Genomic DNA, 2,723 nt, shown 5'->3' on the forward strand with positions numbered 1-2,723 from the left:
GACGACCTCGTCCTGTGCGTCCACAACTTCTCCCGCTTCGCCCAACCCACCGAACTCGACCTCAGCGCCTTCAACGGCAGACACCCGGTCGAGCTCATCGGCGGAGTCCGCTTCCCCGCCATCGGTGAACTCCCCTACCTGCTGACCCTCGCAGGCCACGGCTTCTACTGGTTCCGGCTCCGACGTGCTGTCGCCCCCAGCGTCATCCGGCGGCCCTGACCGTACGCCGCTCCTCCCGGCCAAGTGCCCCCGCAAAGACCGCCTGTCCCTGAAAGGACGTGTCGCCATGCAGCAGACCGCGCCGCACCGTCCGAGCGGGCTCAGCCCCGCTCCGCTGCTCACCTCGCTCGCCGAGCTGCTGCGCGCGTGGCTGCCGCGGCAGCGCTGGTTCGCGGGCAAGGGCCGGCCCGTCACGGATCTCACGCTGGTGTCGACGACCGAGCTGTACCCGGGGTGCCTGCACCTCCTGGTCCGCACCGAGCACTTCGCGCTGCCCGCCCACGGCGGCACCGCCACTCCCCCGCCCGACGACTGCTATCAGCTGCTCCTGGGCGTGGAGAAGGCCCTGCCGCCCCGTCTCGCCCACGCCGTCATCGGACGCCCGAGCGCGGGCCCGCTCGCCGATCTGATCGTGTACGACGCCCTCCACGACCCCAAGGCGGCGGGGATACTGCTGGAGCGGTTGCGCACACCGGGAACCGTGGGCCCGCTGCGTTTCGAACGCGACGCGCGAGTCGAGGTGCCCGGCGGTCTCGCCCCGCGCCTCCTGGACGCCGAACAGTCCAACTCCTCGCTGGTGTACGGGGATTCGTTCATCCTCAAGGTCTTCCGCCGCGTCCAGAGTGGCATCAACCCGGACCTCGAAGTGCCGTGGGCGCTGGCCGGGCAGGGCTGCACCCGCGTACCCGCCCCCGCCGCCTGGATCCGGACCTCGCACCCGCGCGAGGCGACGCTGGGCGTCCTCCAGCCGTTCCTGCGCGACGCCGACGACGGCTGGACCCTGGCGCTCAAGTCCCTCACCTCGGGACGGGAGTTCACCGAGGAGGCGTACGAACTGGGGCGCGCCACCGCCGAGGTGCATCTCGCGCTGGCCACGGCCTTCCCCGTCGACGCCCCGAGCCGACGGCAGAACCGGCGGCTCGCGGAGGGAATGACCGAGCGGCTCAACGCCGCCGCGCGTTCCGTGCCCGAGCTGCGGCCGTACGCGTCCGGGCTGCGGTCCGCCTTCGACACGCTCGCCGCCCTCGAGTCGGCGGTCCGTCCCGCCCAGCGCATTCACGGCGACCTGCACCTCGGGCAGGTACTTAGGGCCGGCCGGCAGTGGTCGGTCATCGACTTCGAGGGCGAGCCGGCCCGCCCGCTGGCCGAACGCCGCCGCGTGCAGTCGCCGATACGGGATGTCGCGGGCATGCTGCGCTCCTTCGACTACGCCGCCCGGTCCCGTCACCCGTGGCGTCCGCAGTGGGCGCGACAGTGCCGGGAGTCCTTCTGCGCCGGCTACGCCGCCGAGGCGGCATGGGACCCGCGCGATGAGCCCGAACTGCTGCGCGCGTACGAGACGGACAGGGCCGTGTACGAAGTGCTGTACGAGGCGCGGCACCGTCCCGACTGGCTGCCCGTGCCGATGGCGGCGGTCGAGCGCCTCGCGGAAGGCCGCTGACATGCGCCGGTCGACCATCCCCACCGATGTCCCTTACCCCCTTGAGGAGGCTGAAGCCGTGACAGTCCGCACCGCATCGGTCGGCGTTCGGCCGGCCCCTTCACTCGACGTTTCGATGGACGCTTCGATGGACGTTTCGCTGGACGCGACGGACCGGGCGCGCCTGCTGTCGGGCACCCACCACGATCCGCACGCGCTGCTCGGCGCGCACCCGGTCGCGGACGGGGTCCTGTTCCGCGCGCTGCGTCCGTACGCCCAGGCCGTGGCCGTGGTGGTGAACGGCCAGCGCAGTGAGCTGGAGGACGTGGGTGACGGGCTCTTCTCGGGCGTCCTGCCCCTCGACACGATCCCCGAGTACACGCTGTCGGTCACGTACTCCGGCTCGGAGTTCGAGGTGCAGGACCCGTATCGCTTCCTGCCCGCGCTCGGCAGGCTCGATCTGCATCTGATCCACGAAGGGCGACACGAGGAACTGTGGAAAGCCCTGGGCGCCCACCCGATGACCCACGAAGGCGTCGCCGGCACCCGCTTCACCGTGTGGGCGCCGAACGCCCAGGGGGTGCGGGTCTGCGGAGGGTTCTGCCACTGGGACGGCGCCGCGGGATTTCCGATGCGGTCACTCGGCGCATCCGGAGTGTGGGAACTGTTCCTCCCCTCGATCGGCGAGGGTGAGCTCTACAAGTTCGACATCACCCGCCCCGACGGCTCCCGGACCCTGCGCGCCGACCCCATGGCCCGGCGCACCGAGGTCCCGCCCAACACGTCCGCGATCGTGACGGCGTCGTCCTATACGTGGGAGGACACCACGTGGATGGCGAACCGGGGCTCGCGTGCGGTGCACGAGGCTCCCTTCTCCGTCTACGAGATCCATCTGGCGTCCTGGCGACCGGGCCTGACGTACCGTCAACTGGCCGCTGAACTCCCCGCGTACGTGGCCGACCTGGGTTTCACGCACGTGCAGTTCATGGCGGTGGCGGAGCATCCCTTCGGCGGGTCGTGGGGCTACCAGGTCACCGGCTTCTACGCCCCCACCGCCCGCCTCGGCACCCCCGACGACTTCAAG

At 71.3% G+C, this 2,723-nt stretch carries 2 protein-coding genes and 1 pseudogene; all 3 read left to right on the forward strand.

All coding sequences use genetic code 11. From position 1 onward, the window contains the following. On the forward strand, positions 1 to 219 hold a 219-nt coding region (locus ACIBLC_RS41880; RefSeq protein WP_399216737.1), incomplete at its 5' end, for an alpha-glucosidase C-terminal domain-containing protein. A 67-nt stretch (positions 220 to 286) separates the two neighbouring features. Then, on the forward strand, positions 287 to 1,660 hold the full coding sequence (locus ACIBLC_RS41885) for a maltokinase (protein ID WP_399216738.1): 1,374 nt from the start codon (positions 287 to 289) through the stop codon (positions 1,658 to 1,660). Between the two features lies 1 nt (position 1,661). Next, positions 1,662 to 2,723: pseudogene (locus ACIBLC_RS41890) on the forward strand (1,4-alpha-glucan branching enzyme); the annotation flags it as partial.

Source organism: Streptomyces sp. NPDC050535 (genome assembly GCF_044457665.1).
Classification (GTDB): domain Bacteria; phylum Actinomycetota; class Actinomycetes; order Streptomycetales; family Streptomycetaceae; genus Streptomyces.

Coding starts and splice junctions, on each gene's coding strand:
- ACIBLC_RS41885 (WP_399216738.1), top strand. CDS start 287: ATGCAGCAGACCGCGCCGCACCGTCCGAGCGGGCTCAGCCCCGCTCCG.